Consider the following 23,567-nt stretch of genomic DNA (forward strand, 5'->3'; position numbering starts at 1 on the left):
ATGAATGAAAAAATAGCGGTTTTTGATCTGCACTGCGATACGGTTTTAGCATGCCTAAAGCAGGGCGCCGAGCTGAAAAGGAACCATCTGCAGCTTGACCTTGAACGGGGACTAGAGACGGCGGAGAGGTGGATTCAGACCCTTGCCTTTTTTATCGACGATTGTTATCGGGGCGAAGATGCATGGAACCATTTTTTTGATCAATATAGGCTGATGCGCCGGTTTTTGGAAGAAAATTCCGAGGCTATCCGGCTTTGGAGCCCGACATCCTTTCCGACAGACCCCTGTTGTCAGGCGATGCTGTCTGTAGAAGGCGGGGCTGTGCTCGGCGGGAAGCTCGAACGGATCGGGGAGCTTTACAGACTGGGCGTGGCCATGATGACATTGGTCTGGAACGGGGAAAACGAGCTGGGCAGCGGGATCGACGGATGCGGCGAAGGACTGACCGCGTTTGGAAAGAACGCTGTCAGGGAAATGGAACAAAACGGTATGGTTGTCGATGTTTCTCATCTCAACGACGCCGGGTTTTATGATGTGGAAAGGCTAGCGAAAAAACCTTTTGCTGCAACTCATTCCAATGCGCGCTCTCTATGCGCACATCCGAGAAACCTGACAGATGAACAGATCCGGTGTATCATTGACCGCAGAGGTTTGATTGGTTTAAATTTTTATCCGTTGTTTGTCAACGGCGGACAGGAGTATGCGATTGATGAACTAATCCGGCATGCGGAGCATATTTTGTCTTTGGGCGGAGAACGGATTCTTGCACTAGGAAGCGATTTTGACGGAGCCGATATGCCGGCCGCAATCCCGGATATAAAGGGACTTGAAAACCTATACCAAAGTATGATAAAATATTTTGGAACAGAGATTACAAAGGATGTCTTTTTCGGCAACGCCGCAGAGTTTTTCCGCCGCGTTACGAGGAGAAAGGGGAAGAAAGAAAATGTTTTATAACAGTACCCGGGACCGCGCCGCTAAGGTGAGCGCTGCTCAGGCGATTACACAAGGAATTTCGGCCGAAGGGGGCCTGTTTGTTCCGGAGCAGCTTCCTAAGCTGACCGAAGCGGATTTTAACGCTTTAATTGAAAAATCTTATGTAGAACGCGCGATTGTGATTCTGGCAAAATTTTTGACAGACTTTTCCGATGTGGAAATCCGCTATTGCGCGGAAAATGCATATCATGATAAAAAGTTTAAAACCAATAATATTGCGGAGATTTCTCACCTGTTTGACGGAACCTATATGCTGGAGCTCTGGCATGGGCCGACCTGTGCGTTTAAGGATATGGCCTTACAGATTCTGCCGTATCTTCTGACTACTTCTGCCAAAAAGGTGGCGAAAGGCAAAAAAATTGTTATCCTGGTGGCGACCAGCGGAGATACCGGAAAAGCCGCGCTGGAGGGCTTTAAGGACGTGCCGGACACGCAGATTCTGGTATTTTATCCGGAGGATGGCGTAAGCGCGATGCAGAAACGCCAAATGACTACCCAGGAGGGTGAAAACGTTGCGGTAAGCGCGATTAAAGGAAACTTTGACGATGCGCAGACCGGCGTCAAAAAGATTTTTACCGATCCGGCAGTAGTTGAAAAGCTGGCGGAAAACAATATGATGTTCTCATCCGCAAATTCCATCAACTGGGGCAGGCTCCTGCCGCAGATTGTCTACTATATTTCTACCTACTGTGAATTAGTCAGGGATGAAGAAATCGCGATGGGCGATGAATTAAATGTCGTTGTTCCAACCGGAAACTTTGGCAATATCCTCGCGGCTTATTATGCTAAAAAGATGGGCGTACCGTTCGGGAAGCTGATTTGTGCTTCCAACGCGAACAACGTCTTAACCGAGTTTATCCGTACGGGAACCTATAACCGAGTCCGCGATTTCCATACCACCATTTCGCCGTCTATGGACATCCTGATTTCCTCCAATCTGGAGCGGCTTCTGTATGATCTGTGCGGCTGTGATGACGAAAAGATTAAGACTTGGTTTGCTTCCCTTTCCGAGACCGGGAAATATACGGTGGATGCCGGCGTGATGGAAAAGCTGTCTGAGGAATTTTACGCGGGCTGCTGCGATGATGACGCCACCCGCGCAACCATTGGTGAAATATTCCGGAAATATTCCTATCTCTGCGATACCCACACAGCGGTTGCTGTCAAGGTGGCGCAGGAATATAAAAAGGAAACCGGAGATGACAGGAAGATGATTATTGCTTCTACAGCCAGCCCTTATAAATTTGCACCCAGTGTTTTGCCTGCGATCACAGATGAGATTCCGGCAGACGACTATGAACAGCTTGAACAGCTTCATGAGCTGTCTAAGCTGGAAATCCCGGCTGCGTTGGCAGAGCTCAAGCATAAGACGGTTCGTTTCACTGGCTCTGTAGACAAAGAGGAGATGGAACAGGTTGTCCTTGGCATGTTGGGACTTGCCTAAGAAAGATTCCCCCCGCCATCACCGGCAGGGGGAATTTCATTGAGAAGCAACAGCTAATAGGTTTTTTTCTGCTCCTTAAAGGAACGGCAGATCGTATCGCTGACTGTTGTCGCAAAGGACGGCCCTACTTCGATCTGATTTGCGGTACAGCCGCAGTGGTGGTTATTGTGGATGCAGTTTTCGACATTGCATGCAATGCCATGAATGCATTCCTTGTTACAGCCTTTATCAGACATGAATTCCGACTCCTTTTCCTTAAACTTGTAAAAGCGATTGCTTTCACGGTATTATCGTTTGCCGGATGAGGAAAAATATCAATGGCAAAAGACGTAAAGCATGGGAAAAACCGGCATCGGAAACGAAGAGATGCTGTTTAGCCGGGCGGAAATCAAAGAGAACGGCGGCGCCGATTTAATTCTATTAAGAAAGGAGCGCTTTCGCCAGGGCGAAAGCTGAGGCCATACGTATGAGTTTATTTGCAATAGGAGACCTGCATCTTTCGTTGGGCGGCAATAAACCAATGGATGTTTTCCCCGGTTGGGAGAATTATGTGGAGCTGCTCCAGGAAAGGTGGAACCGGATCGTAACACCGCGGGACACAGTCGTCGTAGTCGGGGATATTTCCTGGGCGATGAATCTGGAGGACTGCGGAGAGGACTTCTCCTTTATCCACCGACTGAACGGTACCAAAATTTTGATGAAGGGAAACCACGATTTCTGGTTTACTACCAAAACGAAGGTGGAGCAATATCTGGAACAGATGGGGTTTGATTCCATCAAAATTTTATTTAATAATTCTTATCCCTATGGCGATTATGTCCTGTGCGGCACCCGCGGATGGATCAACGAGCAGGGAGAAGCGGTTGATAAAAAGGTATTAAACCGGGAGGCCGGACGGCTCAGACGCTCGCTGGAGGATGGGAAGAAAAGCGGGAAAGAACCGATCGCGTTCCTGCACTATCCGCCTATTTATGGGAGCAGCGAGTGCTGGGAGATTTTAGAGGTGCTGCTTCAGTACCAGGTGCGGCGCTGTTATTATGGGCATATCCATGGAAAATCGGCAGAATATGCGATCAATGGAGACAGGAAGGGAATCCAATTCCGGCTCGTCTCCTGCGATCAGGTTGATTTTACGCCGGTGAAGGTATTGTAAGAGGAAAGGTTCTTTTTATAGCGTGAAAAAATTGTAAATTTCGCTGTTTTTTTAAAAAAATAGTAGCTATTCCAATGGAAGTATGCTATAATCAGGAAGATGTCTCTCTATGCCCGGAATACCGGGAAAGAAGCAAAAATACAGGTTGGAGGAAACCAGAATGAGCTTAGCAGAAACAAAAAATGTCGGCACAAACCGCTATGAATTGGTGGTTAAAGTTGATGCCGAAAAATTTGAAGCGGCAATTGAAAAAGCGTACCGCAAAAATGTAAAGAAAATAGATATCCAAGGCTTCAGAAAAGGCCATGCACCTAGAAAGATCGTGGAAAGAATGTATGGCGAAGGCGTTTTCTTTGAAGATGCGATTAATGACCTTTATCCGGCTGCTCTGCAGGAAGCAATCACTGAGTCGGGCTTGGAGGTTGTTGCACGTCCGGAAGTAGAAGTAACAGAGGTTAACAAGGCTGACGGCTTTACCTTCACTGCGAAATGCGTAGTAAAACCGGAAGTAGAAGTCAAGGACTACAAGGGTATTGAAGTTGAAAAAGAAGTAAAAGAAGTGACTGACGAGGAAATCGACAGAAACCTACAGAACATGCAGGAAAAGCATGCTAGAATGATTGATGTTGATGACCGTCCGGCGCAGAACGGCGATTCCGTTGTATTTGATTTTGAAGGATTTGTAGACGGTGTGGCTTTTGACGGCGGCAAGGCGGAAAAATTCAATCTGGAACTTGGTTCCGGCCAGTTTATTCCAGGATTTGAAGAACAGATCGTTGGGAAATCTATTGGAGAAGAATTTGACGTCAATGTTTCTTTCCCGGAAGATTATCATGTAGACGACCTGAAAGGCAAACCGGCTGTTTTCAAATGCAAGCTGCATGAGATCAAATATAAGGAGCTGCCGATTCTGGATGATGAGTTTGCGAAAGACGCGAGCGAATTCGATTCTCTGGATGAGCTGAAAGCTGACCTGAAGAAAAAGGCAGAAGAAGCAAATGAAAAAGCTGCTGAAACCGAAGTGGAAAACAAACTGATTGATACTGTGCTTGAAAACATGACCGGCGAAATTCCGGAAGAAATGTATGAAGTCCGTATCGATGAAATGGTTCGCGACTTTGAATACCGCCTTCAGATGCAGGGAATGGACCTTGAAACATACCTGAAGTATACCGGCATGGAGCTGGATTCCTTCCGCAAAACCTTTGCCGCACAGGCTGAAAAACAGGTTAAAATTCGTCTTGCTTTGGAAAAGATCGTTGAAGTTGAAAACATCACAGTGGAAGATGAAGCGGTCGAGGAAGAATATAAGAAGCTCGCTGACCAGTATAAGATGGAAGTGGAAAAGGTCAAAGGCTTTATTCCGGACGAAGAGTTCAGAAAAGACATGGCTGTTAACAAAGCAGTGGACTTGATCAAAGATACCGCAAAGATCACGGTAAAATAAGCACCTTCGTTTCATTTTAGGCTTTAGCCTGTCTGAATTATCAGGCAGGCTGCCTTTATTTTAGAGCACTTTATGAATGTAATGTGATCAACATTGAATCAAACTTTAATTATTAGAAAGGATCGATTGATTATGGCATTAGTCCCTTATGTAGTAGAACAAACGAGTCGCGGGGAACGCTCCTATGATATCTTTTCCCGCCTGTTAAACGACCGTATTGTCATGCTTTGTGATGAGGTAAACGATCAGACTGCGAGTCTTGTCGTCGCACAGCTTCTCTATCTGGAAAGCCAGGACCCGGATAAGGATATCAGCCTTTATATCAACAGCCCGGGCGGTTCTGTCACCGCAGGCATGGCGATCTACGATACCATGCAGCTTGTGAAATGCGATGTGTCCACCATCTGTGTGGGGCTCGCGGCTTCTATGGGCGCTTTCCTGCTTACAGCCGGTGCAAAGGGTAAGCGCTATGCCCTGCCGAACAGCGAAGTGATGATCCATCAGCCTTTAGGCGGTGTGAAAGGGCAGGCGTCCGATATCCAGATTCATGCGGATTGGATTTTAAAAACAAAGCAGAAATTGAACAAGATGCTGGCAGAAGCAACCGGTCAGCCGCTTGAAAAAATTGAAAAGGATACTGACCGCGACAACTTTATGTCTGCTGAGGAAGCACAGGCATATGGATTGATTGACAAGGTTCTTACAAAACGGTAAGAAAAGATTAGGGGTAGTTAAGTGGAAAATGTAGGAGAAAAGGTAACGCCGCGGTGTGGGTTTTGCGGAAAAACCGAGGCAGAGGTTGACCTGATGCTTTATGGGAAAACCGCGTTTATCTGTGATGAATGCGTCAGCCTCTGTTATCAGATGCTTTATGAGGAAGAGGAAGCGCCGCTTTCCCGGAGAAAGAAAAAAGCAGAAAGCCACCAGCCGCAGGTGCTTTTAAAACCGGCTGAAATTAAAGCTGTTTTGGATGAATATGTCATTGGACAGGATGATGCAAAAGTGACCCTGTCGGTGGCAGTTTATAACCACTATAAAAGGATCAACTGTCAGGAAGAACTCGGGGTGGAGCTGCAGAAAAGCAATGTGCTGCTGCTTGGTCCTACCGGGGTGGGGAAAACCTTTCTGGCGCAGACCCTTGCCAACACGCTGGATGTTCCGTTTGCGATTGCCGATGCAACGACGCTTACTGAAGCCGGTTATGTTGGAGATGACGTAGAAAATGTTCTAGTCCGGCTGCTGCAGGCAGCGGATTATGACGTGGAAGCCGCGCAGCGCGGAATTATCTATATTGACGAGATCGATAAGATTACCCGCAAGTCGGAGAACACCTCCATCACCCGTGATGTCAGCGGAGAAGGGGTTCAGCAGGCCCTGCTGAAAATTATTGAGGGAACGGTTTCCAATGTTCCTCCGCAGGGCGGAAGGAAGCATCCTCATCAGGAATTTATCCAGATGGATACCCGGAATATCCTGTTTATCTGCGGCGGAGCGTTTGACGGGATCGAAAAGATCGTCAACAAACGCTTTAATACCTCCGCGATTGGGTTTGGGAGCGATATCAAATCGAAAACTGATGTAAACGGAAAAGAGGTCATGAAAAAGGTGATTCCGCATGACCTGGTAAAATATGGACTCATTCCAGAATTGGTGGGCCGGCTCCCAGTGATTACAGCGTTGGAAGACCTGGACGAGGATTCCTTAGTCCGTATCCTCACCGAGCCGAAAAATTCTTTGGTGAAGCAGTATGAGGCGATGTTCCGCATGGATGGCGTTGCTCTGGAATTTACCGAAGAGTCGCTGCGGGCGATTGCCAGAAAGGCGATCAAACGCAAAACCGGCGCGCGTGGACTGCGGGGAATTATGGAATCTGTTCTGACCGATTTTATGTTTAAAATTCCATCGGACGAAACAGTGACCCGGATTGTCCTGAACGAGGAAAGCATCGAGGAACCGGAAAAGGTGAAAATCTACCATAAATAGAGAGCGAGGCGCCCAGAGAAGGCGCCTCGCTGTGTTTGTACAGAAATTTTTTTATTAATAGAGTTGACAAACTGAGCAAAGCATGGTATTCTTAAAACAGAAACAGTAATAATTACTATTTTTAATTTTGTAGATAGGAGGCTTTCCAGTTGAAGTATTCCAGACAAAGGGAGCTTGTCTTAGAGACTGTCAGAAGCCGTCCGATCCATCCAACTGCTGACGATGTATTTGCAATCCTGCGCAAGACCGAGCCGAATATCAGTTTGGGAACCGTCTACCGGAATTTAAATTTTCTGTCCGATGCCGGACTGATCCGAAAGGTTTTGGTTCCGAATGCCTCTGACCGGTTTGACGGAACTGTTGTGGAGCATCATCATATGCTCTGCACCCAATGCGGTGAGGTTTTTGACCTTGCACATGACCTGGCGGAGGAGTTCTCCCAGGAAATCCTCTTAAAAACAGGATTTGAGATGAATCACTGTGGGCTGATGCTTCTGGGAAAATGCGTGTCATGCAGGGAAAAGGAATGCCGGCCGGCTTCTACGGTGAAACAACCGATAGAATAAATACAATTGATGAAAGAGAGGAATTTAGAATGAATTTAAAAGGATCAAAAACCGAACAAAATCTGATGACTGCATTTGCAGGAGAATCCCAGGCTAGAAACAAGTATACATATTACGCTTCCAAGGCGAAAAAAGAGGGCTTTAACCAGATTGGGGATCTGTTCCTGGAAACAGCAAATAATGAAAAAGAACATGCGAAAATTTGGTTTAAGCTTCTCCACGACGGCGAAATTGCTGATACGATGACAAATCTGAAGGATGCTGCTGCTGGTGAAAACTATGAGTGGACTGACATGTACGCTACCTTTGCAAAGGAAGCAAAAGAAGAAGGCTTCGACAAGATCGCCTATTTATTTGAAGAAGTCGGGAAGATTGAAAAGGAGCATGAGGAGAGATATTTGAAGCTGCTCAGCAATTTGGACGGTAAGCTCGTATTCTCCAGAGACGGCGATACGATTTGGCAGTGCGCGAATTGCGGACACATCCATATTGGAAAAGACGCGCCGCAGATTTGCCCGGTATGTAATCACCCGCAGTCTTATTTCCAAATCAAAGCGGAAAACTATTAATTTAGTGTTAAAAAGCCGGAACGGCGTTGTCGTTCCGGCTTTTTTATGATATAATAAAATAAATAGGCTTACTTCTGGAAAAGTCAAACGGAAGTGTGGTTTGGCCTCGACGGAAGACGAAGAGGCGCCCATAATTTAGGCGCTTTTGGTGATACTAATATAGGCTAAATCAAGAAAAATCCTGTGTAAATAGGGGACGGAAATAAAATGAAGCTAGAAGAAAGAGAATTTTTACCGGTTATTTTGGGCGGAGATATTACCACCTATAGCTTAGCAAGAAGCTTTCATGAAGAATACCATATCAAGTCGATCGCGATCAGCATGCAAAAAAACTGGCTGAATTCCTATTCCGGTATTATCGAAAATATTATTGTACCGAACATGCACCGGGAAGAAGTGTTCCTCCGTACACTGTTAGAATTGGGAAAAACGCGCGGGAAGGAAAAGAAGCTGATTCTAATTGCCTGCGGGGACTGGTATGTTCGGCTGATTATTGAACATAAAAAGGAGCTGGGGGAATACTATGTTATCCCCTATATCGACGAGGAGCTGATGAACCGGATGGTTCTGAAGGACAGCTTCTATGAAATCTGCGATCAGACCGGCGTGCCTTATCCGAAGACTTTTGTATATGACTGCAAGGAAAAGAATGAACTGAACCTGCCGTTTGAATTCCCGGTGATTGCAAAGCCGGCAAGCAGTGCGCAGTATCACTATGCGGAGTTTAAAGGGAAAAAGAAGGTTTATAAATTTGAGACAATGGATCAGCTTCGGGCGATGCTCAAGGAACTGGAAACCAGCAGCTATGACTATAAATTCCTGATTCAGGATTTTATTCCGGGCGACGATACCTATATGAATATCCTGACCTGTTACTGTGACCGCGATTCCAAGGTGCGGTTTATGTCCTTCGGCCGCACGCTGATGGAGGACCAGGGCCCAATGGCGATTGGAAATCCGGTTGCCATTATCAACGAGGTAAAGCTGGATGTCATGAACAAGGCGAAGGCTATGCTCGAAGCGGTTGGGTATACCGGATTTGCGAATTTTGATATCAAATATGATATGCGGGACGGAAGCTACCGTTATTTTGAGATCAACACCCGTCTGGGGAGAAGCAATTTCTATGTAACCGGAAGCGGGTTCAATGCGGTGAAATGGATTGTTGACGACTTGATTTATCATAAAAAATTCGATGGAGAACCGGTCATTGCAGATCGTGAAAATCTTTATACCGTAATACCGAAGTCCATTATCATGAAATATGTTAAGGATGACAAGCTAAAAGAACAGGTAGAACGCTTGTACCGGGAGGGTAAGGTCTCCAATCCGATCGACTATAAGGGTGACAGCAATCTAATTCACAAACTGTATGCGAAATATTTTATGCTCAAGCAGAAACGGCGTTTTGAAGCATACCTGTAAAAAACAAGAAAGGGAGAGAACCGGAGAATGAGATCGCGTTTGGTTGGGATTCTGGGCGGCGTCGGCCCGATGGCGACAGTCTACTTCATGGAAATGCTGCTCAAAAAAACCAACGCCAGCAAAGACCAGGAGCATCTGGACATGCTGGTGTCAAACCATGCGACAATTCCGGATCGAACCGCCTATATTTTGGGAAAAAGCGAGGAATCGCCGCTGGACGTGATGGTCGCGGACGCCAAGATGCTGGAAGCGGCCGGATGCGATTTTATTGTACTTCCCTGCAATACCGCGCATTATTTCTTTGAAAAGATTCAGCAGTCAATTCACATTCCCCTGCTTAATATCATTCAGGAGACGGTTTCCTACTGCGAAAGGAGGATTCCCGGTGTCAAGAGGATTGGCATTATGGCCACAGAGGGTACCATTTGCTCCAACACCTATGGGATGGCCTGCGAGACGCATGGTTTGAAATGCGTTGTGCCCGAATCGGACATCCAGTCAAAGGTGACGGAGATTATCTATCATCAGGTCAAGGCCGGGAAGCCGGTTTCAAAACGGGAATTTACGGCGGTGATCGATGCTCTGCGGAAAAAAGGCTGTGATGCGGTCGTGCTGGGATGTACGGAGCTTTCTGTGGCGTTTGCTGATTTGAATCTCCAGCCGGAATGTCCGGATGTGGTAGATTCCCTGACGGTATTGGCGGAGCAGACGATTTTGTTTGCCGGTAAAGAGCTGAAAACGCCATGTGAAAATTGATTTGGAAAACGGTACAGAATTTTCTGTACCGTTTTGATGTTCCTGACAAAAAAGTGCGGACAGGCTGTCAAACTGGAGAGCGTTATGCTATAATGGTTTCGGGATATCAAAAGTCCGGAACTATTATGTGCTGTAGACCAAGATTGCGAAACTGAAAAGAGGTAGAGGGCTGTGCAGTATAAAAAGCTCAACGCATTTCGTTTTTTTCTAACAGAGGAAGAATGCGGACGGGATGACGTTGAAGTGACAGTAGAATATAGAGTAGACCAGAGCGATCCCAAACGTGGGAACTGCTTTGTGGATTACTGGCTGAGTCTTAGAGACTATGGGTTCCGCAGCCATATGGGCGGTATTTGGCTGACAGCAGATAAGGATACTATCCTGACAAAAATCAAGGCGCATATGCTCCCTTACGTTGAGGAGCAGGTCAAAGCCTATGAGCGGTATATTGGATGGATTGAATCTGCTGAAGAGGACTTGGAAGAGTAAACAGGCTGTACAGACAGCTTAAAATAAAGGGAGGGCTTATCATGAAATACAATCCAACCGGATTGGCGCACATCGGCGTTCCATGTGCGGACATTCACAAGACCATTGATTTTTACAAGGAGTTTGGCTTTGAGGTTACAGCAATTGCGGAAAACCTGAATGGGTTTGACGTTGTGATGCTCCAAAACGGCACCTGCACGATCGAGGCATATCATCCGCTCGATGAAGAGATCAACGCGAAGAACATGGCGCGCGCAGACGGGCATGTCGACCATATTGCAATGTGGGTTGATAATCTGGACGACCTCTATCAGGAATGTCAGGATAAGGGCTATGAAATTGTATCGGACGGAATTGAACACCTTGATGTATTTGCGCCGAAAACCTGCCGATATTTCTTTATTACCGGCCCAAGCCAGGAACGCCTGGAATTCGCACAGCTAAGCGACTAAAAGTAAAATCCGCATGGGAATATTTCCTATGCGGGTTTTCTATTTACAGGCAGATGAAAAAAAGATATAATGAGGATAATAAACGGATAAAGAGGAATGAAAATGCGCCAATTGATTGATAAGCTCAAAGCAAACCGGGTTCTATCAGAGGATGAGTTTACGGAGCTGATCGAAAAAGCCTCCGAAGAGGACAGGGAGTACCTGTTCAGCCAGTCCCGTGAGCTTGCCGGGAAATATTACGGAAATGGGATTTATACCCGCGGACTGATTGAAATCAGCAACTACTGCAAGAATGACTGTTATTACTGCGGGATTAGAAAAAGCAATGAAAAGGCTTCACGGTACCGCTTAACAGAGGAAGAGATTCTATCTTGCTGCGAGGTGGGCTATGAGCTGGGTTTCCGAACCTTTGTAATGCAGGGCGGCGAGGACGGATATTACACCGACGACCGGATGGCGCACATCATATCCCGGATTCGTTCGGCTTATCCGGACTGCGCCATCACCCTGTCGCTTGGAGAACGCTCCAAGGAAAGCTACCAGCGCTTTTTTGATGCTGGGGCAAACCGGTACCTTCTCCGCCATGAGACTGCGGATGAAGCACATTATAAAGCACTTCATCCGCAGAATCTCTCCGCTGCCCACAGGAAGCAGTGTCTATTCTGGCTCAAGGAGGCCGGCTTTCAGGTGGGTTCCGGTTTCATGGTTGGCTCTCCCGGCCAAACCGCCCGCCATCTAGCGAAGGATTTGCTTTTCCTCAAGGAGCTGGGGCCGCAGATGGTTGGAATCGGTCCGTTTATCCGCCATCAGGATACCCCGTTTGCCAAATATGAATCGGGCAGCATGGAACAGACCCTGCTGATGATCGGTATTCTTCGGCTGATGTTCCCGAATATCCTGATTCCAGCAACCACCGCGCTGGGAACCATTCATCCGTTTGGCAGGGAAAAGGGAGTATTGGCAGGGGCCAATGTCGTAATGCCAAACCTATCCCCCTTAGATGTGCGAAAAAAATATATGCTGTATGACAACAAGATTTCCTCCGGTGTGGAAGCAGCAGAAGGCTTGGCAGATTTGGAGCAGCGAATGGAGGAGATCGGCTACCATTTGCTGGTAGACCGTGGAGATTGCAAAAAGGAATAACGAACAAAATCCGGGCACGGCTCTCGCTGTGCCCGCAGGACAAGATGGAGACAGAAATGACGACATATCGAAAGTTAACGGAAGAAGAAATTGACCGTTCGCTATTTTCAAAATTCAGGCGGCGGCAGGTTGTGACCGATTGCTGGAGAAAAATCGGCGGGGAATGGCTGATCCAAGAGGCGCCTTTTATTGATGAGTGGTCGGAGGAGGATTACCATACATTGGTATCCTGCCTCAGAAATACCGTGCGAACCGGCGGCTTGGTGTTGGGCGCTTTTCATCAGGGGTGGCTTAAGGGCTTTGTATCCGTAGAGGCCGGACTGTTTGGGCAGGAACAGGAATACCTGGATTTGTCCAGCCTGCATGTATCGGAGGAGATGCGCCGGGCTGGTATTGGCCGGGATTTATTTCGGGCAGCACAGCAGTGGGCAGCCGGACATGGCGCGAAAAAGCTTTATATCTCATCTCATTCGGCGGCAGAGACGCAGTCCTTTTACCGCGCGATGGGCTGTGTGGAAGCAAAGGAATATCACCGTGGGCATGTAGAACAGGAACCGTTTGACTGCCAGTTGGAATGCAAGGTATTGCCATAGAAAAGTAAGGCACTGTGGATTTTTCCACAGTGCCTTTTCGTTTATCCTCTTTACCGGATATCGTAAATACTTCTGACTTTAACTGAGTCAGCACAGCCGTTAAGGATTTTCACCCTTCTGGTTTCGTTATTCAGGTCAAAATAATTGTCCTCCAAAACCCAGTCCTCGTTCTCGTTCAAAAGCTCAATTCCCTTAGCATAGCCGGCTGTGGAGACGATCAGCTCATCTCCCTTCACCGTCACAGAGATTTTCGGGTCAAGGAAGATAAAATGCTTCGGTGCGCAGAACAGAACTGATCCTGAAGAAATGATTTGTCCATCCTGCTCCATTTCAAAGCTTGCATACTGTGTATGGATATCGGCCTCTGGGAAGCAGACCTTCTCAAGCCACTGGCTGCTCAGCGCGGGGACAGTTACAGCTTCCTCACCACTCTGCACCACTGAGGCGTCGTTATTTCGCAGCGCCCACCGGACAACCACAGACTGTTCCTTCATCGTTTCGTTTGCGACGCTTAGGCGGATGCTCTTTTCAATGTCCTGGTTTTCCGCATTGACATTTGGTTCCTGGGTCATGGTGCTTTCCTCACAGCAGGAGAGCATCAGGGGCGCAAAGAAGCGTTTCGCGTAGTAATGCAGTGCTTTCCAGCGACCGAAATAATCGATAGAGGCCCAGCTTGCAACCGGCCAGCAGTCGTTGAGCTGCCAGTAAATCGCTCCCATGCAGCGCCCGCGGTTTCTTCTCCAATGTTCTACGCCATATTTGATCGCCTCAGCCTGCAGCATCTGGGATGCATACAGGAGCGTGCCGAAATCGGTAGGATAGCGATAGGTCTGATACAGGTAGTTCATAATCTTCCCGTTGGCGGAATCATTGCGCTGATGCTTTTCCATTACGTAGGAGAAGATATTTCGGTCCTCCGGAAGGGTAAAGCCTTCCACTGTCTTTTCACAGGGGAAGGACTGGAAGCCGAATTCGGAAGCGTACCGGAAATAGAAATTGCGGTAATCGCTGAACGGCTTGTTTCCATGCCATACCTCCCAGTAATGCACATCCCCGCGGTTTGGGTCGTTGGGACAATCGAAGGAACCGCCGGAGGACGGACTTGCAGGCCAATAGAAGGTGTTTGGATCATATTCCTTGAGAATGTTCGGGAAGATGTATTCATACATCTTGATATAGTCCGCTTTCTGCTTGTGGGTGGTCACCCATTCCCACTGGTCGACAAACATCTCCATTTCATTGTTCCCGCACCACAGGCCTAAAGAGGCATGATGACGGAGACGCTTGATGTTGTCGATAAGCTCCTGCCTGATGTTTTCTTCGAATTCCTCAGTCAGTTCATAAACCGCACAGGCAAACATCATATCCTGCCAGACCATCAGGCCCAGTTCGTCGCAGGCGTCGTAAAACCAGTCGTCCGGATAATATCCGCCGCCCCAGACGCGTACCGCATTATAGTTTGCCGCAGCGCATTGCTCCAAAAGCTTGCGGGTGCGTTTTGGGGTGATCCGGGAAAAGATATTGTCCTCCGGAATATAGTCGCCGCCCATGGCAAAAATCTGTACTCCGTTTACCTCATGGGCAAAGCTTTCCCCGTATTCGTCCTTTTCAATATGCATGGTCATGGTACGCAGACCGATCCGTTTTTCCCAAACGTCAACCACTGTATTTTCCACTTTCAGTTCTACCCTGACAGTATAGAGCGGCTGTTCCCCATAGCCGTTTGGCCACCAGAGCTGCGGATTTTCAACGGAAATGGATTCAGGTGAATCTTCATAGCGCGAGACTGTTCCGTCTGGTGCAGTGAGGGTCACGTCATAGGAAATGCCGCATTCCTCACAGAGAACATCGGCTTCTACCTCCAGTTCCAGATCCACTTTCCCATCCGCATGGTTTTGGGTGATATATACGCTGTCGATCCGGGCCTCATTAATGCCCAGCAGCTCGATATCTCTCCAGATGCCCGCGTCAGGCAGTCTCGGGCCCCAGTCCCAGCCGAACATACAGTGGGCCTTTCGGATATGCGGGAAGCCTACCATGGCGTGAGAAGAACCGTCGACAATAATCTTTTTCTGTTCTTCTTTAATGTATCTTGTCGGAGAATAGAAGATGATTTTTAAAATATTTTCTCCGTCTTTTAACAAATCCTGGACGTCAAACTCCCAGGTGCGGTGCTGGTTATCAGCATAACCCAGCAGAACGTCGTTCAGATAGAGCTCGCAGATGGTATCCAGGCCGTCGCAGTGCAGCAAAATCTGTTCGCTTGCCCTGACGGACGGTTCTACCGTAAAGGCTGTGGTATAGATGAAATCATGTTCCATGATTTTCAGCGCCTTCATTTCATTGTCGCGCCAAAATGGATCCTCCATCCTCCCATTTGTCAATAGGTCATTGTAAACTGAGCCGGGAACGGTCGCGGGGATTTTTTCCATCTCTCCTGCAATCTGCAGGCTCCAGCCACTGTGCAGCTTTTGTCTCTCCATTTTTTCCTCCTTTATGTTCAGGACTTTTGTCCTTTCAATAACTGATGAATCACTATAACGCGTTGCAGGACACCACTGTTAAATTCGGGTGAAGCTGCAGGATCGATGCCGGGACATTCGGCGTTACCGGGCCGAACAAGGATCGATGCAGGATTTCTTTTTTATCCTCACCGCCCACAATCAGTAGGATTTTTTTCGCCTGCATGATGGACTTAATCCCCATCGTGATTGCCTGTCGGGGAACATCCTCCATCCTTTCAAAAAAACGGGAATTCGCCTGGATTGTGCTCTCGCCCAAATCCACACAGTGGGTTGTCTTTTCAAAGGCGCCGCTCGGCTCGTTAAAGCCGATATGCCCATTGTGGCCGAGGCCCAACAGCTGGAGGTCAATCCCGCCAAGCGAGGCGATCAGCTCGTCGTATCTTCTGCATTCAGCTTCCACATCCTCTGCCATTCCATTGGGAATATGGGTGCGTTCCAGCTTGATATTTACCTTAGAAAAAAGGTGCTGGTTCATAAAATACCGGTAGCTTTGTTCGCTGCTTCCGTCCAGCCCGCGGTACTCGTCCAGGTTTACAGTAGTCACCTCAGAAAAGTCCAGGTCGCCTTTTTTGTACCAATCGGCAAGCTGTTCATAGGTTCCGATGGGGGAAGAACCGGTTGCCAGCCCCAGAACACTATGCGGATAAAGGATCACCTGAGCGGAAATGATGTTTGCCGCTTTCCGGCTCATCTCTCCCATGCTGTGCGCTTCATAGATTTTCATTTTTTCTCTCCTTTGTTCTTTCTAATTTCAGCGATGATATCGTTCATTTGCTTCCACTGCTGTTCCATCTCCCAAACCAGCTTGAGATGGGTGCGGCATCGATCCAGATTCTGTCCGGGCCGGGAGGTATGGTAATAATGATCCCCCTCCAGATAATCCGCGAGGAACCGCATGCTGTTTTCCAGTGTAATCAGCTTGGCAGAGGAGGGCAGCAGGCTAATTTCCTTCCGCGTCAAGATATCGCCGCAGCCTGCCAAAAATCCTTCAGCAAACGCCTGATACATGGAAAGGTCAAAGTGAACAATGGATAGGTCTCTCTCATCCTCATCTGCAATATTGGCGCCGAACCGGATGGCATCTCCGAAATCGGTTGCGGAAAATCCGGGCATCACCGTATCCAGATCCAGGATGCAGAGCGGCTTTCTCGTGTTGCTGTCAAACATGATGTTGTTAAGCTTTGTGTCATTATGGGTAACGCGCAGAGGAATATCACCCTCCGCATATGCATGGGCAAGAATTGTAGTAAAGGGCGCCCGCTCCAGGATAAATTCAATTTCTTCAGCTACTGTTTTCACTCGGCCGCATGTATCCTCGGAAACAGCTTTCTGAAAATCGGACAACCGTTTGGGCGTATCATGAAAGCAGGGGATTGTCTCATACAACGTATCGGCTGGGAAGGCGGCAAGCTGTTTTTGGAAGCTCCCAAAAGCAAAGCCGCTCTGCCTGAATTCTGTTGGGGAGGCCGCGGCCTCCAGGCAATAGGCCTGCTCCAGAAACAGGGTCATCCGCCAGAAACCGCAGTGATGATCCTGATAAAACAGGTTTCCGTTATGAGCTGGGATCAGCGTTAAAACTTCCCTTTCAGGATTCCCGCCGCTCTGTCGGACAGCCTCCTTTAAATAGGCTGTAACCGCAGCCATGTTCGCCATGACCTGTTCCGGATGGGAAAAGACGTGGCCGTTAATCCGCTGTAATATATACTGCCGATTGGAATCGGCACAGGTCACGAGGAAAGTGTCGTTGATGTGCCCGTTTCCAAAGCGTTTGACTCGCTGAAATATTCCCTCTGTCCGAAACTGGCGGATGACTGACTGGAGGAACGCTTCCGGATAGTCTGTCATAGGGTGTTCCTCCTCTCTTCCAAATGTGCCCAAAGATATTTGGGATAGCGGCCGCTTTCCTGAAACGAACTGATAGTCTGGCACACCAGAGGATAATCCTCCGGGTAGGTCATGCCGAACCAGCTCTCACCGGTAGGAATTACGCGGACAGAAGCAAGCCTTTGTTCGATCAGCTCGCTGATCAGACTGGGTAGGTAGTATTCATTGCGGCATAAGCCCATGCTGTCCTGTTCTGAGAGAAAGCGGGCAAGCCCTTGCTCCAGAAAAGGGAAAATAGAGTCGGACAGTCCCCAGAAGTTCATTGAAACGGTATGATCCGGGAGAAGCGGAACGCGCCGTCCATCGGGGCAGGAAGACAAAATTTGCTGTCCCTCCCGCCGGATATTGAGATGTTCGACAACCGATAAAAGCGATCCATCTTGATTGACCCGGCAAATTCCGCGGGAAACAGCTCCGTAATCCGACAGGGTGTTTTCAAGCCGGTATCCCGCCATGCCATATTGAGTGTCGTCTGGGCTTTCTGTAAAAAAACGGAATATTGCCTGAAATGCTTCGGAACCGTAATAATCGTCCGCATTGATGACCGCGAAATGTCCCTTCACCTGGTTTCGGCAGGCAAAAAGCGCGTGGGCGGTGCCCCACGGCTTGCTGCGCTCCGGGGGACAGGAAAAACCGGACGGAAGATCTTCATTTTTTTGGAACACATAGCAGACCGGAATATGTTCGGCGATCCGATTCCCGACAGTCTCCTGAAAGGATGCCCGCATCTCTTCCTTGATAATAAAATAAACGGCGCCAAAACCCGCGCGCATGGCGTCATAGACAGAGAAATCGAGGATGGTATGCCCGGCCAAATCGATCGGCTTTACCTGTTTGCATCCACCGAACCGGCTGCCCATTCCGGCGGCCATCACTACTAAGGATGGTTTTGTCATGAAGCTGCTCCTTTATGTATGAAGTCTGTTTCCTTTATTATAAGATATAGGGGATAAAATTACCAGATGGAAGAAGGAAAAAAGCAAAATAAAAATAGGATAACGAAAAATTGTTTCGTTCTGACTTTCTATACAGTTATGCGAAAAATGCTACCGCCGCCTCGCGGAGCGCGACGATCCCAGTCCGTGAAGAATAAAAGAGAGGGAAAGAGACGCCGCCTCTTTCTCTCTTTTTTATGTATACCCATATAAGCCCCGGACGGAGGCTTCGCCGCTGTTTACAGCAAAACGTCCCTCTTCATTTTCACAGAGCAGATTTCCGTTTTCCAGAATTCCAACCGCAACGGCCTGGACCTCATGCTCCCGGTATAGAACCCGCACCTCCTTGCCGATATTGACCAGCCGCCGTTCATATTCACGCTGAAAAGCGGAAAATCCTTCTGCGGCATAGAATTCCAGCGCTTCGTCAAAGGACTGGATCAGGGCGTCCCTTATTTCCTGAATCGGAAAGCGCTTTCCGGTTTCTATTAAAAGGGAGGTGGCATAGGCGAGCGCATCAGACGCAAAATCTGAACTACACTGGTTTACATTGATGCCAATCCCACTGATTACCGAGCAATCGTTTTTCTTTAGGACGCTTTCGCACAGGATTCCGCACAGCTTTTTTCGGCGAAGCAGGACATCGTTCGGCCACTTGATCTGTAGGTCAAGTCCCTCTGTCACATGTTCTAAAGCCCGGCAGACCGCCAGCGCGCTGATCAGCGGGAGCATAGAAATATCAAATGGGGGATTTTTTAATACAAATGTGAGGTATAGGGCTAATCCCGGAGGGCTTGACCAGTTTTTGCCCATCCGTCCCTTGCCGGCTGTTTGGCAGTCCGCAGTGATGACACAGCGATCCGGCAGGAAAGAAAGCTGTTCCTTTGCATAGGTGTTCGTGGAGCTGAGTTCCTGAAATGAATAGATGGTATAGTTACATTCCATAATGGCGCCTGTACTTTGCCGGTGCAAAGCTTCCTTTCTGAAAACTAAAGCTGATTTTGTTATATCTGAACCAGATTGAGAACAATGCCGGCCTCTGTAATATCAATGATGCCGTATCCTGCCTTGCTGTCCCGCGGCTGAACCGGGCTTCCGGGATTCATAATATAGAGCCCGTCGTCATATTCGGCCATACTCTGATGGGTGTGGCCATATAAAAGAATATTGGCATGCTGGGAACGTGCAATCTGTTTGAGATCATACAGCCCGTATTTGACCTGATGATAATGCCCGTGTGTAAAAAGGATGGTTTTCCCGCTTACATCTACCGATTTCATAAATGGCCCCTGTGCGCCAAAGTCACAATTTCCGGGCACAGAGTAGAGCGCGAGATCCGGATAAAGGGCATGAATATCCTCTGTCTCATTCATCCCATCTCCGAGATGGATGAAGCAGGAAGCCTCCTCCATATGTTTTAACACAATTTCGTACAGCGGCCGGAACCTGCCGTGCGTATCTGAAATCACAATAATCCGAGCCCGGTTTGGCATCTCTTTTGCCCCTTTCCGCGTTCTAGTTTCATACCAGAAGGCATAGGATAATAACAGACCTTCTTTTATAGAATGATTATATCACGAAAATGCAGGAATGAAAATAGAATACTAAGAAAGGAGTTGTTTTAAAATGAATCAAAGAAACAAACAGCCAATGAATGGAAAAAATAATCAGCCGAAGCAGCAATACCGGAGCGAGGACGTCGGGGGATTAATCGGAAAGGCGAGCCAGACGATTGGCACCTCTCCCCAGCAGTTAAAACAGCAGATTGATAACGGAAAGCTTGATGATATTGTGCGGAAGCTGCCGCCTCAGCAGGCAAAGAGCTTCCAGGAAATTATCAGCGATCCGGAAAAGGCCAAAAAACTGATGGATACACCGCAGGCAAAGCTTTTGATGAAGAAGCTTTTTAATTCCAAATAAGAAAACCAGTGCTGAGCATGGCAAGGAGGAGAGAAAATGGATGACCTGCTTTCAAAATTACAGAGTATTCTGAGCAGTGAAGAGGGTCAGCAACAGCTAAAAAGCGTGGCGCAGATGCTTGGCATGGACGAAGAAAACGGCGGGCAGATGCCGGATTTATCCGAATTGTCAAACATGCTGGGGAACAATAACAGCCCGCAGAATACAGAGCAGCAGGCCCCAGCCGAGAATACCGGACTGGATCTTTCCGGTATTGACCTGAATATGCTGATGCAGGTACAGAAAATTGTCAGCTCCATGAACATGGAGGATGACAACACGCGGCTGCTGCGCGCGTTAAAACCCCACTTTTCGGATTCAAGGCAGGCAAAGGTGGATAAGGCAATCCGAATGCTGCAGCTATTTTCCCTTCTGCCGATGATCCAGGAAAGCGGTTTGCTGGGAGGATTGTTTGGCGATGGCAGAAAATAGATACAGCGGCGGGGATATGATGTCAATGCAGAGGGATGCGATTCGGCGTGTCCGCGAAATGCAGCGCCGCGCCAATGAAAAGCTCGGACAGCAGGCATCGCCTCCGGCTAGACAGAACAGACCGTCTTCCTCGCCGGTACACACCGAACATAACCACGCTGTCCCGGTTCCTGCATCTGTCTCTTCAGAGGCGGCGCCGCAGGCTTCGGGGCTCTCCTCGTTTTTATCCAACCTTGATCTGGATCAGGAAAAGATCATGCTTTTGATGCTGCTCGTTTTACTGATCCGGGAAGGAGCTGACACTAAGCTGATTTTAGCGTTATGTTACCTCCTGATATAGAGAAGGGTATGGCATACGCCATACCCTTCTCTATATTACTGAAACAGCTCTTGAATTTCTTTGACAGAATCTTCATTGGGTGTGAAGCGTTCCCCATCGTCAAAATAGTCGCCGTCCAGAAGCACAGGGATTGCCTTTTCCTCTGACCGGGCAAAAAAACGTTTAATTGGTGTGACCAAATTGGATAGGTCGAGATTTGTAAAATTGGTGTCGCACTGGTTAAACAGTGCAGAGTAAAAATTTGACCGCTTTTCTACCAGGGCCTCAGTCATACATTGGTTGATGTATGCACAGGTTAATTCTCCGTTGAGATTGGTGTCGCCTAACAGGAGCAGCTCTGCCATCCGGTCACCGTCAATCCGCTGCTTGGTGCTTTCAAACTGGTAATGTTCTGTCTCCACTCCTCGGGACAGATCGATTTCCATTCCGCCGAAATAGTCAACTAACGCAGCGATCCCGCTTTTGTCGATCCGGACATATTTTTGGATATGGATTAGAAAAAGATTCTCGGCGGCTGATACTGCATATTCATATCCGCCATAGTCATAGTGTTCGGTGATGGACATGGTTTTTACATTCACTGTTGCTTCCGCTTCCGGCGGCAGCGGTGTAACATAGCAGCAGTTATCCTCGGCGTCAAAACGAAGCAGCAGAAAAAATTTGGCGGGCTGGCTGCGCTCGTCACAGCCAATCACTAGAATATTCTGATTATCTGATACCTGGGGCGTGTAGCTTTCCTCAATCGGGACGGACACCTCGTTGTGAGAGACATTTGATACGGGCCGTAAGGTCCAGAAATAGAAAACTGCAAAAATTAGTCCCAGGCACCCGACCGAAATCCAGAAGGTTTTCCAGAACAGGCTGGAATTGCGATGGGTACGCTGCGGCATAACAGAATCTCCTTTCCTTCAATTTATGTAAAGTATGGGCGGAGGAAAAGAAAAATAAACAGAACTTGATCTGATTTTTTATTCATGGTATGATAACAGCAGAAAGAATCCATGTGAAAGGAATGGTTATGAGAATGGAAAAAGAACCGAAAATTGATTCGGAAGCTGTGGTTTTCGATACTGCTGTTGTGGAAGGGGACGTAACGCTGGAAAAGAACGTCTCGATATGGCATCATGCCGTTCTGAGAGGGGATTTGGCGCCCGTCGTCATCGGGGAAGGAAGCAATATTCAGGATCAGACGGTGGTTCATGTGTTTTTCGACATGCCGGTGATCCTCGGCAAAGGCGTGACGGTTGGGCATAGTGCAATTTTGCATAGCTGTGAAATCGGGGATAATACAGTGATCGGGATGGGAGCCATCCTGCTCAATGGGGTAAAGGTCGGAAAGAATTGTATCATCGGTGCCGGGACCTTGATCACCCAAAACAAAGTAATACCGGACGGAATGATGGTTTATGGAAACCCTGCGGTGATCCGCCGGCCTTTGACGGAGGAAGAAATCAGAGGAAATGTGGATAATGCGGAGGAATATGTCCGCCTGAGCGAACGCTTCCGAAAGAGAGAATCCCTGAAGCTGAACCGGATTCATCACGTGGCGCTCATTGTTTCTGATTATCAGAGATCCAGGGAATTCTATGTGGACAAGCTGGGCTTTTCTGTGGTACGGGAAAATCGCCGTCCTGAGCGCGGAGACTACAAGCTGGATTTAAAGCTGGGTGACTGTGAACTGGAGCTCTTTGGCATGAGAAATCCGCCAAAACGGGTGACAAATCCGGAGGCCTGCGGTCTGCGGCATCTGGCGTTCCGAGTAAAGAGAATAGAGGAAGCCGTAACATGGCTTGAGGGAAAAGGAATCGAGACGGAACCGGTACGCATCGATGAATTTACCGGCAAGAAGATGACTTTTTTCAGAGATCCGGACGGACTTCCGCTGGAACTGCATGAATAACCACAGAGAATGAGGAAGTCATCCTCCGCAGGCTTTGCGGGGGATGACTTCCTCATTCTTTCCTCTTTGTTTTCTTACGCTGTTAAGCTAATAGCTGTACTTGATCAGTGATTTCACCTTGTTTGCAAGCTGACGGTCATTGTCATAACTTAAAATTTGGTGTACCCGGCTGATCTCAACCCATTTGATCTGAGAGATTTCCTCCGGCTGAGGGGTGCAGTCAAAATTTTTGGCAAGGCCAAGAAAATAAATGACATCCTTCATTGTATCCTTTTTAGGCGAATAAGATACAACTTCCCGAAAAGAAGAATCGATCATAATATCAATCCCGGTCTCTTCCTTTACTTCACGCGCCGCAGTTTCCTCTTCTGTTTCTCCCGGTTCAACATGTCCCTTAGGGAAAGACCAGTGTCCCCCGTTCGCATGCTTAATCAGCAATAATTCTGTATTCCCGTGGTACTTTCGAAATACAATCGCACCACAAGATTTCTCATATTGCATAGAGAACCTTCTTTCTATTTAGATAACTAACATATATCATAACATATTTCCAAAAAAAAATCATTCTTCTTTATA

At 47.9% G+C, this 23,567-nt stretch carries 27 protein-coding genes and 1 pseudogene; 19 read left to right on the forward strand and 9 right to left on the reverse strand.

All coding sequences use genetic code 11. The features are described from left to right. Entirely contained in the window at positions 1 to 957 is a 957-nt protein-coding gene (locus CZ360_RS04450; protein ID WP_159438104.1) for a dipeptidase, read from the forward strand. Beyond that, complete coding sequence (thrC, locus tag CZ360_RS04455) at positions 947 to 2,440, forward strand: threonine synthase (protein WP_077533013.1); 1,494 nt, start codon at positions 947 to 949, stop codon at positions 2,438 to 2,440. The genes CZ360_RS04450 and thrC overlap by 11 nt, the downstream gene beginning before the upstream one ends. Positions 2,441 to 2,493: 53 nt before the next feature. Here thrC and CZ360_RS04460 read toward each other — a convergent pair whose 3' ends face one another. Further along, positions 2,494 to 2,676 (reverse strand): DUF1540 domain-containing protein, encoded by a 183-nt coding sequence (locus CZ360_RS04460; protein WP_077533014.1) that lies wholly within the window; start codon positions 2,674 to 2,676, stop codon positions 2,494 to 2,496. 230 nt (positions 2,677 to 2,906) lie between these two features. On the opposite strand from CZ360_RS04460, the gene CZ360_RS04465 reads away from it, so the two are divergent. From CZ360_RS04465 to CZ360_RS04520, 12 genes are all read left to right on the forward strand, one after another. After that, positions 2,907 to 3,593, forward strand: a complete 687-nt coding sequence (locus tag CZ360_RS04465) for a metallophosphoesterase (protein ID WP_077533015.1) — start codon at positions 2,907 to 2,909, stop codon at positions 3,591 to 3,593. A 160-nt stretch (positions 3,594 to 3,753) separates the two neighbouring features. After that, positions 3,754 to 5,040, forward strand: coding sequence for a trigger factor (tig, locus tag CZ360_RS04470; protein WP_077533748.1), 1,287 nt, complete (start codon positions 3,754 to 3,756; stop codon positions 5,038 to 5,040). A gap of 132 nt (positions 5,041 to 5,172) precedes the next feature. Beyond that, complete coding sequence (gene clpP, locus CZ360_RS04475) at positions 5,173 to 5,754, forward strand: ATP-dependent Clp endopeptidase proteolytic subunit ClpP (protein WP_077533016.1); 582 nt, start codon at positions 5,173 to 5,175, stop codon at positions 5,752 to 5,754. A 21-nt stretch (positions 5,755 to 5,775) separates the two neighbouring features. Beyond that, positions 5,776 to 7,023 (forward strand): ATP-dependent Clp protease ATP-binding subunit ClpX, encoded by a 1,248-nt coding sequence (gene clpX, locus CZ360_RS04480; RefSeq protein ID WP_077533017.1) that lies wholly within the window; start codon positions 5,776 to 5,778, stop codon positions 7,021 to 7,023. Between the two features lie 149 nt (positions 7,024 to 7,172). Further along, on the forward strand, positions 7,173 to 7,589 hold the full coding sequence (locus tag CZ360_RS04485; protein ID WP_077533018.1) for a Fur family transcriptional regulator: 417 nt from the start codon (positions 7,173 to 7,175) through the stop codon (positions 7,587 to 7,589). Between the two features lie 29 nt (positions 7,590 to 7,618). Beyond that, the gene (gene rbr / locus CZ360_RS04490) at positions 7,619 to 8,158 is read left to right on the forward strand and encodes a rubrerythrin (RefSeq protein ID WP_077533019.1); all 540 of its coding nucleotides are present in this window, start codon (positions 7,619 to 7,621) and stop codon (positions 8,156 to 8,158) included. A 207-nt stretch (positions 8,159 to 8,365) separates the two neighbouring features. Further along, a complete protein-coding gene (locus CZ360_RS04495) occupies positions 8,366 to 9,583 on the forward strand; it encodes a carboxylate--amine ligase (protein WP_077533020.1) in 1,218 nt (405 codons plus the stop codon). Between the two features lie 27 nt (positions 9,584 to 9,610). Beyond that, a complete protein-coding gene (cuyB, locus tag CZ360_RS04500; protein WP_077533021.1) occupies positions 9,611 to 10,339 on the forward strand; it encodes a cysteate racemase in 729 nt (242 codons plus the stop codon). Positions 10,340 to 10,510: 171 nt separating this feature from the next. Then, on the forward strand, positions 10,511 to 10,828 hold the full coding sequence (locus CZ360_RS04505; protein WP_077533022.1) for a hypothetical protein: 318 nt from the start codon (positions 10,511 to 10,513) through the stop codon (positions 10,826 to 10,828). 41 nt (positions 10,829 to 10,869) lie between these two features. Continuing rightward, entirely contained in the window at positions 10,870 to 11,280 is a 411-nt protein-coding gene (locus CZ360_RS04510) for a VOC family protein (protein ID WP_077533023.1), read from the forward strand. 102 nt (positions 11,281 to 11,382) lie between these two features. Then, positions 11,383 to 12,423, forward strand: a complete 1,041-nt coding sequence (gene hydE, locus CZ360_RS04515; protein ID WP_143530151.1) for a [FeFe] hydrogenase H-cluster radical SAM maturase HydE — start codon at positions 11,383 to 11,385, stop codon at positions 12,421 to 12,423. 56 nt (positions 12,424 to 12,479) lie between these two features. Further along, positions 12,480 to 13,016: a GNAT family N-acetyltransferase gene (locus tag CZ360_RS04520; protein ID WP_077533749.1), complete on the forward strand. Its 537-nt coding sequence runs from the start codon at positions 12,480 to 12,482 to the stop codon at positions 13,014 to 13,016. Between the two features lie 50 nt (positions 13,017 to 13,066). Here the strand turns inward: CZ360_RS04520 and CZ360_RS04525 are convergent, their stop codons facing one another. The 6 genes from CZ360_RS04525 to CZ360_RS04550 form a co-directional block, all read right to left on the reverse strand. After that, entirely contained in the window at positions 13,067 to 15,499 is a 2,433-nt protein-coding gene (locus CZ360_RS04525; protein WP_077533025.1) for a beta-mannosidase, read from the reverse strand. 52 nt (positions 15,500 to 15,551) lie between these two features. After that, positions 15,552 to 16,265: a glucosamine-6-phosphate deaminase gene (nagB, locus tag CZ360_RS04530; protein ID WP_077533026.1), complete on the reverse strand. Its 714-nt coding sequence runs from the start codon at positions 16,263 to 16,265 to the stop codon at positions 15,552 to 15,554. Beyond that, entirely contained in the window at positions 16,262 to 17,386 is a 1,125-nt protein-coding gene (locus tag CZ360_RS04535; RefSeq protein ID WP_077533027.1) for a phosphotransferase enzyme family protein, read from the reverse strand. Before CZ360_RS04535 ends, nagB begins: the two co-directional genes overlap by 4 nt. Then, the gene (locus CZ360_RS04540) at positions 17,383 to 18,321 is read right to left on the reverse strand and encodes a nucleotidyltransferase family protein (protein WP_077533028.1); all 939 of its coding nucleotides are present in this window, start codon (positions 18,319 to 18,321) and stop codon (positions 17,383 to 17,385) included. Before CZ360_RS04540 ends, CZ360_RS04535 begins: the two co-directional genes overlap by 4 nt. A gap of 234 nt (positions 18,322 to 18,555) precedes the next feature. Next, complete coding sequence (locus tag CZ360_RS04545) at positions 18,556 to 19,305, reverse strand: biotin--[acetyl-CoA-carboxylase] ligase (RefSeq protein ID WP_077533029.1); 750 nt, start codon at positions 19,303 to 19,305, stop codon at positions 18,556 to 18,558. Positions 19,306 to 19,364: 59 nt separating this feature from the next. Further along, a complete protein-coding gene (locus CZ360_RS04550) occupies positions 19,365 to 19,853 on the reverse strand; it encodes a metallophosphoesterase family protein (protein ID WP_077533030.1) in 489 nt (162 codons plus the stop codon). Positions 19,854 to 19,986: 133 nt separating this feature from the next. Here CZ360_RS04550 and CZ360_RS04555 point away from each other — a divergent pair, with 133 nt between their 5' ends. The 3 genes from CZ360_RS04555 to CZ360_RS04565 are packed head-to-tail and all read left to right on the forward strand — an operon-like array spanning position 19,987 to position 21,091. Beyond that, positions 19,987 to 20,280, forward strand: a complete 294-nt coding sequence (locus tag CZ360_RS04555) for a hypothetical protein (protein ID WP_077533031.1) — start codon at positions 19,987 to 19,989, stop codon at positions 20,278 to 20,280. Between the two features lie 36 nt (positions 20,281 to 20,316). After that, positions 20,317 to 20,751, forward strand: coding sequence for a hypothetical protein (locus CZ360_RS04560; RefSeq protein ID WP_077533032.1), 435 nt, complete (start codon positions 20,317 to 20,319; stop codon positions 20,749 to 20,751). Next, the gene (locus CZ360_RS04565) at positions 20,738 to 21,091 is read left to right on the forward strand and encodes a hypothetical protein (RefSeq protein ID WP_077533033.1); all 354 of its coding nucleotides are present in this window, start codon (positions 20,738 to 20,740) and stop codon (positions 21,089 to 21,091) included. Before CZ360_RS04560 ends, CZ360_RS04565 begins: the two co-directional genes overlap by 14 nt. Positions 21,092 to 21,126: 35 nt before the next feature. On the opposite strand, the gene CZ360_RS04570 is transcribed toward CZ360_RS04565, so the two are convergent. Further along, positions 21,127 to 21,981 carry an LCP family glycopolymer transferase gene (locus CZ360_RS04570; RefSeq protein WP_077533034.1) on the reverse strand — a complete coding sequence of 285 codons (855 nt, stop codon included), beginning with the start codon at positions 21,979 to 21,981 and terminating at the stop codon, positions 21,127 to 21,129. 323 nt (positions 21,982 to 22,304) lie between these two features. Here CZ360_RS04570 and CZ360_RS14305 point away from each other — a divergent pair. Both CZ360_RS14305 and gloA2 read left to right on the forward strand, forming a co-directional pair. Beyond that, positions 22,305 to 22,454, forward strand: a pseudogene (locus CZ360_RS14305) (DapH/DapD/GlmU-related protein); the annotation flags it as partial. Positions 22,455 to 22,610: 156 nt separating this feature from the next. Continuing rightward, a complete protein-coding gene (gene gloA2 / locus CZ360_RS14190; protein ID WP_205411116.1) occupies positions 22,611 to 22,991 on the forward strand; it encodes an SMU1112c/YaeR family gloxylase I-like metalloprotein in 381 nt (126 codons plus the stop codon). An 87-nt stretch (positions 22,992 to 23,078) separates the two neighbouring features. Here the strand turns inward: gloA2 and CZ360_RS04580 are convergent, their stop codons facing one another. Beyond that, positions 23,079 to 23,492: a bis(5'-nucleosyl)-tetraphosphatase gene (locus CZ360_RS04580; RefSeq protein ID WP_077533036.1), complete on the reverse strand. Its 414-nt coding sequence runs from the start codon at positions 23,490 to 23,492 to the stop codon at positions 23,079 to 23,081. Between the last annotated feature and the right edge of the window lie 75 nt (positions 23,493 to 23,567).

The sequence above is a fragment of the Massiliimalia massiliensis genome (assembly GCF_900155615.1).
GTDB lineage: Bacteria > Bacillota > Clostridia > Oscillospirales > Ruminococcaceae > Massiliimalia > Massiliimalia massiliensis.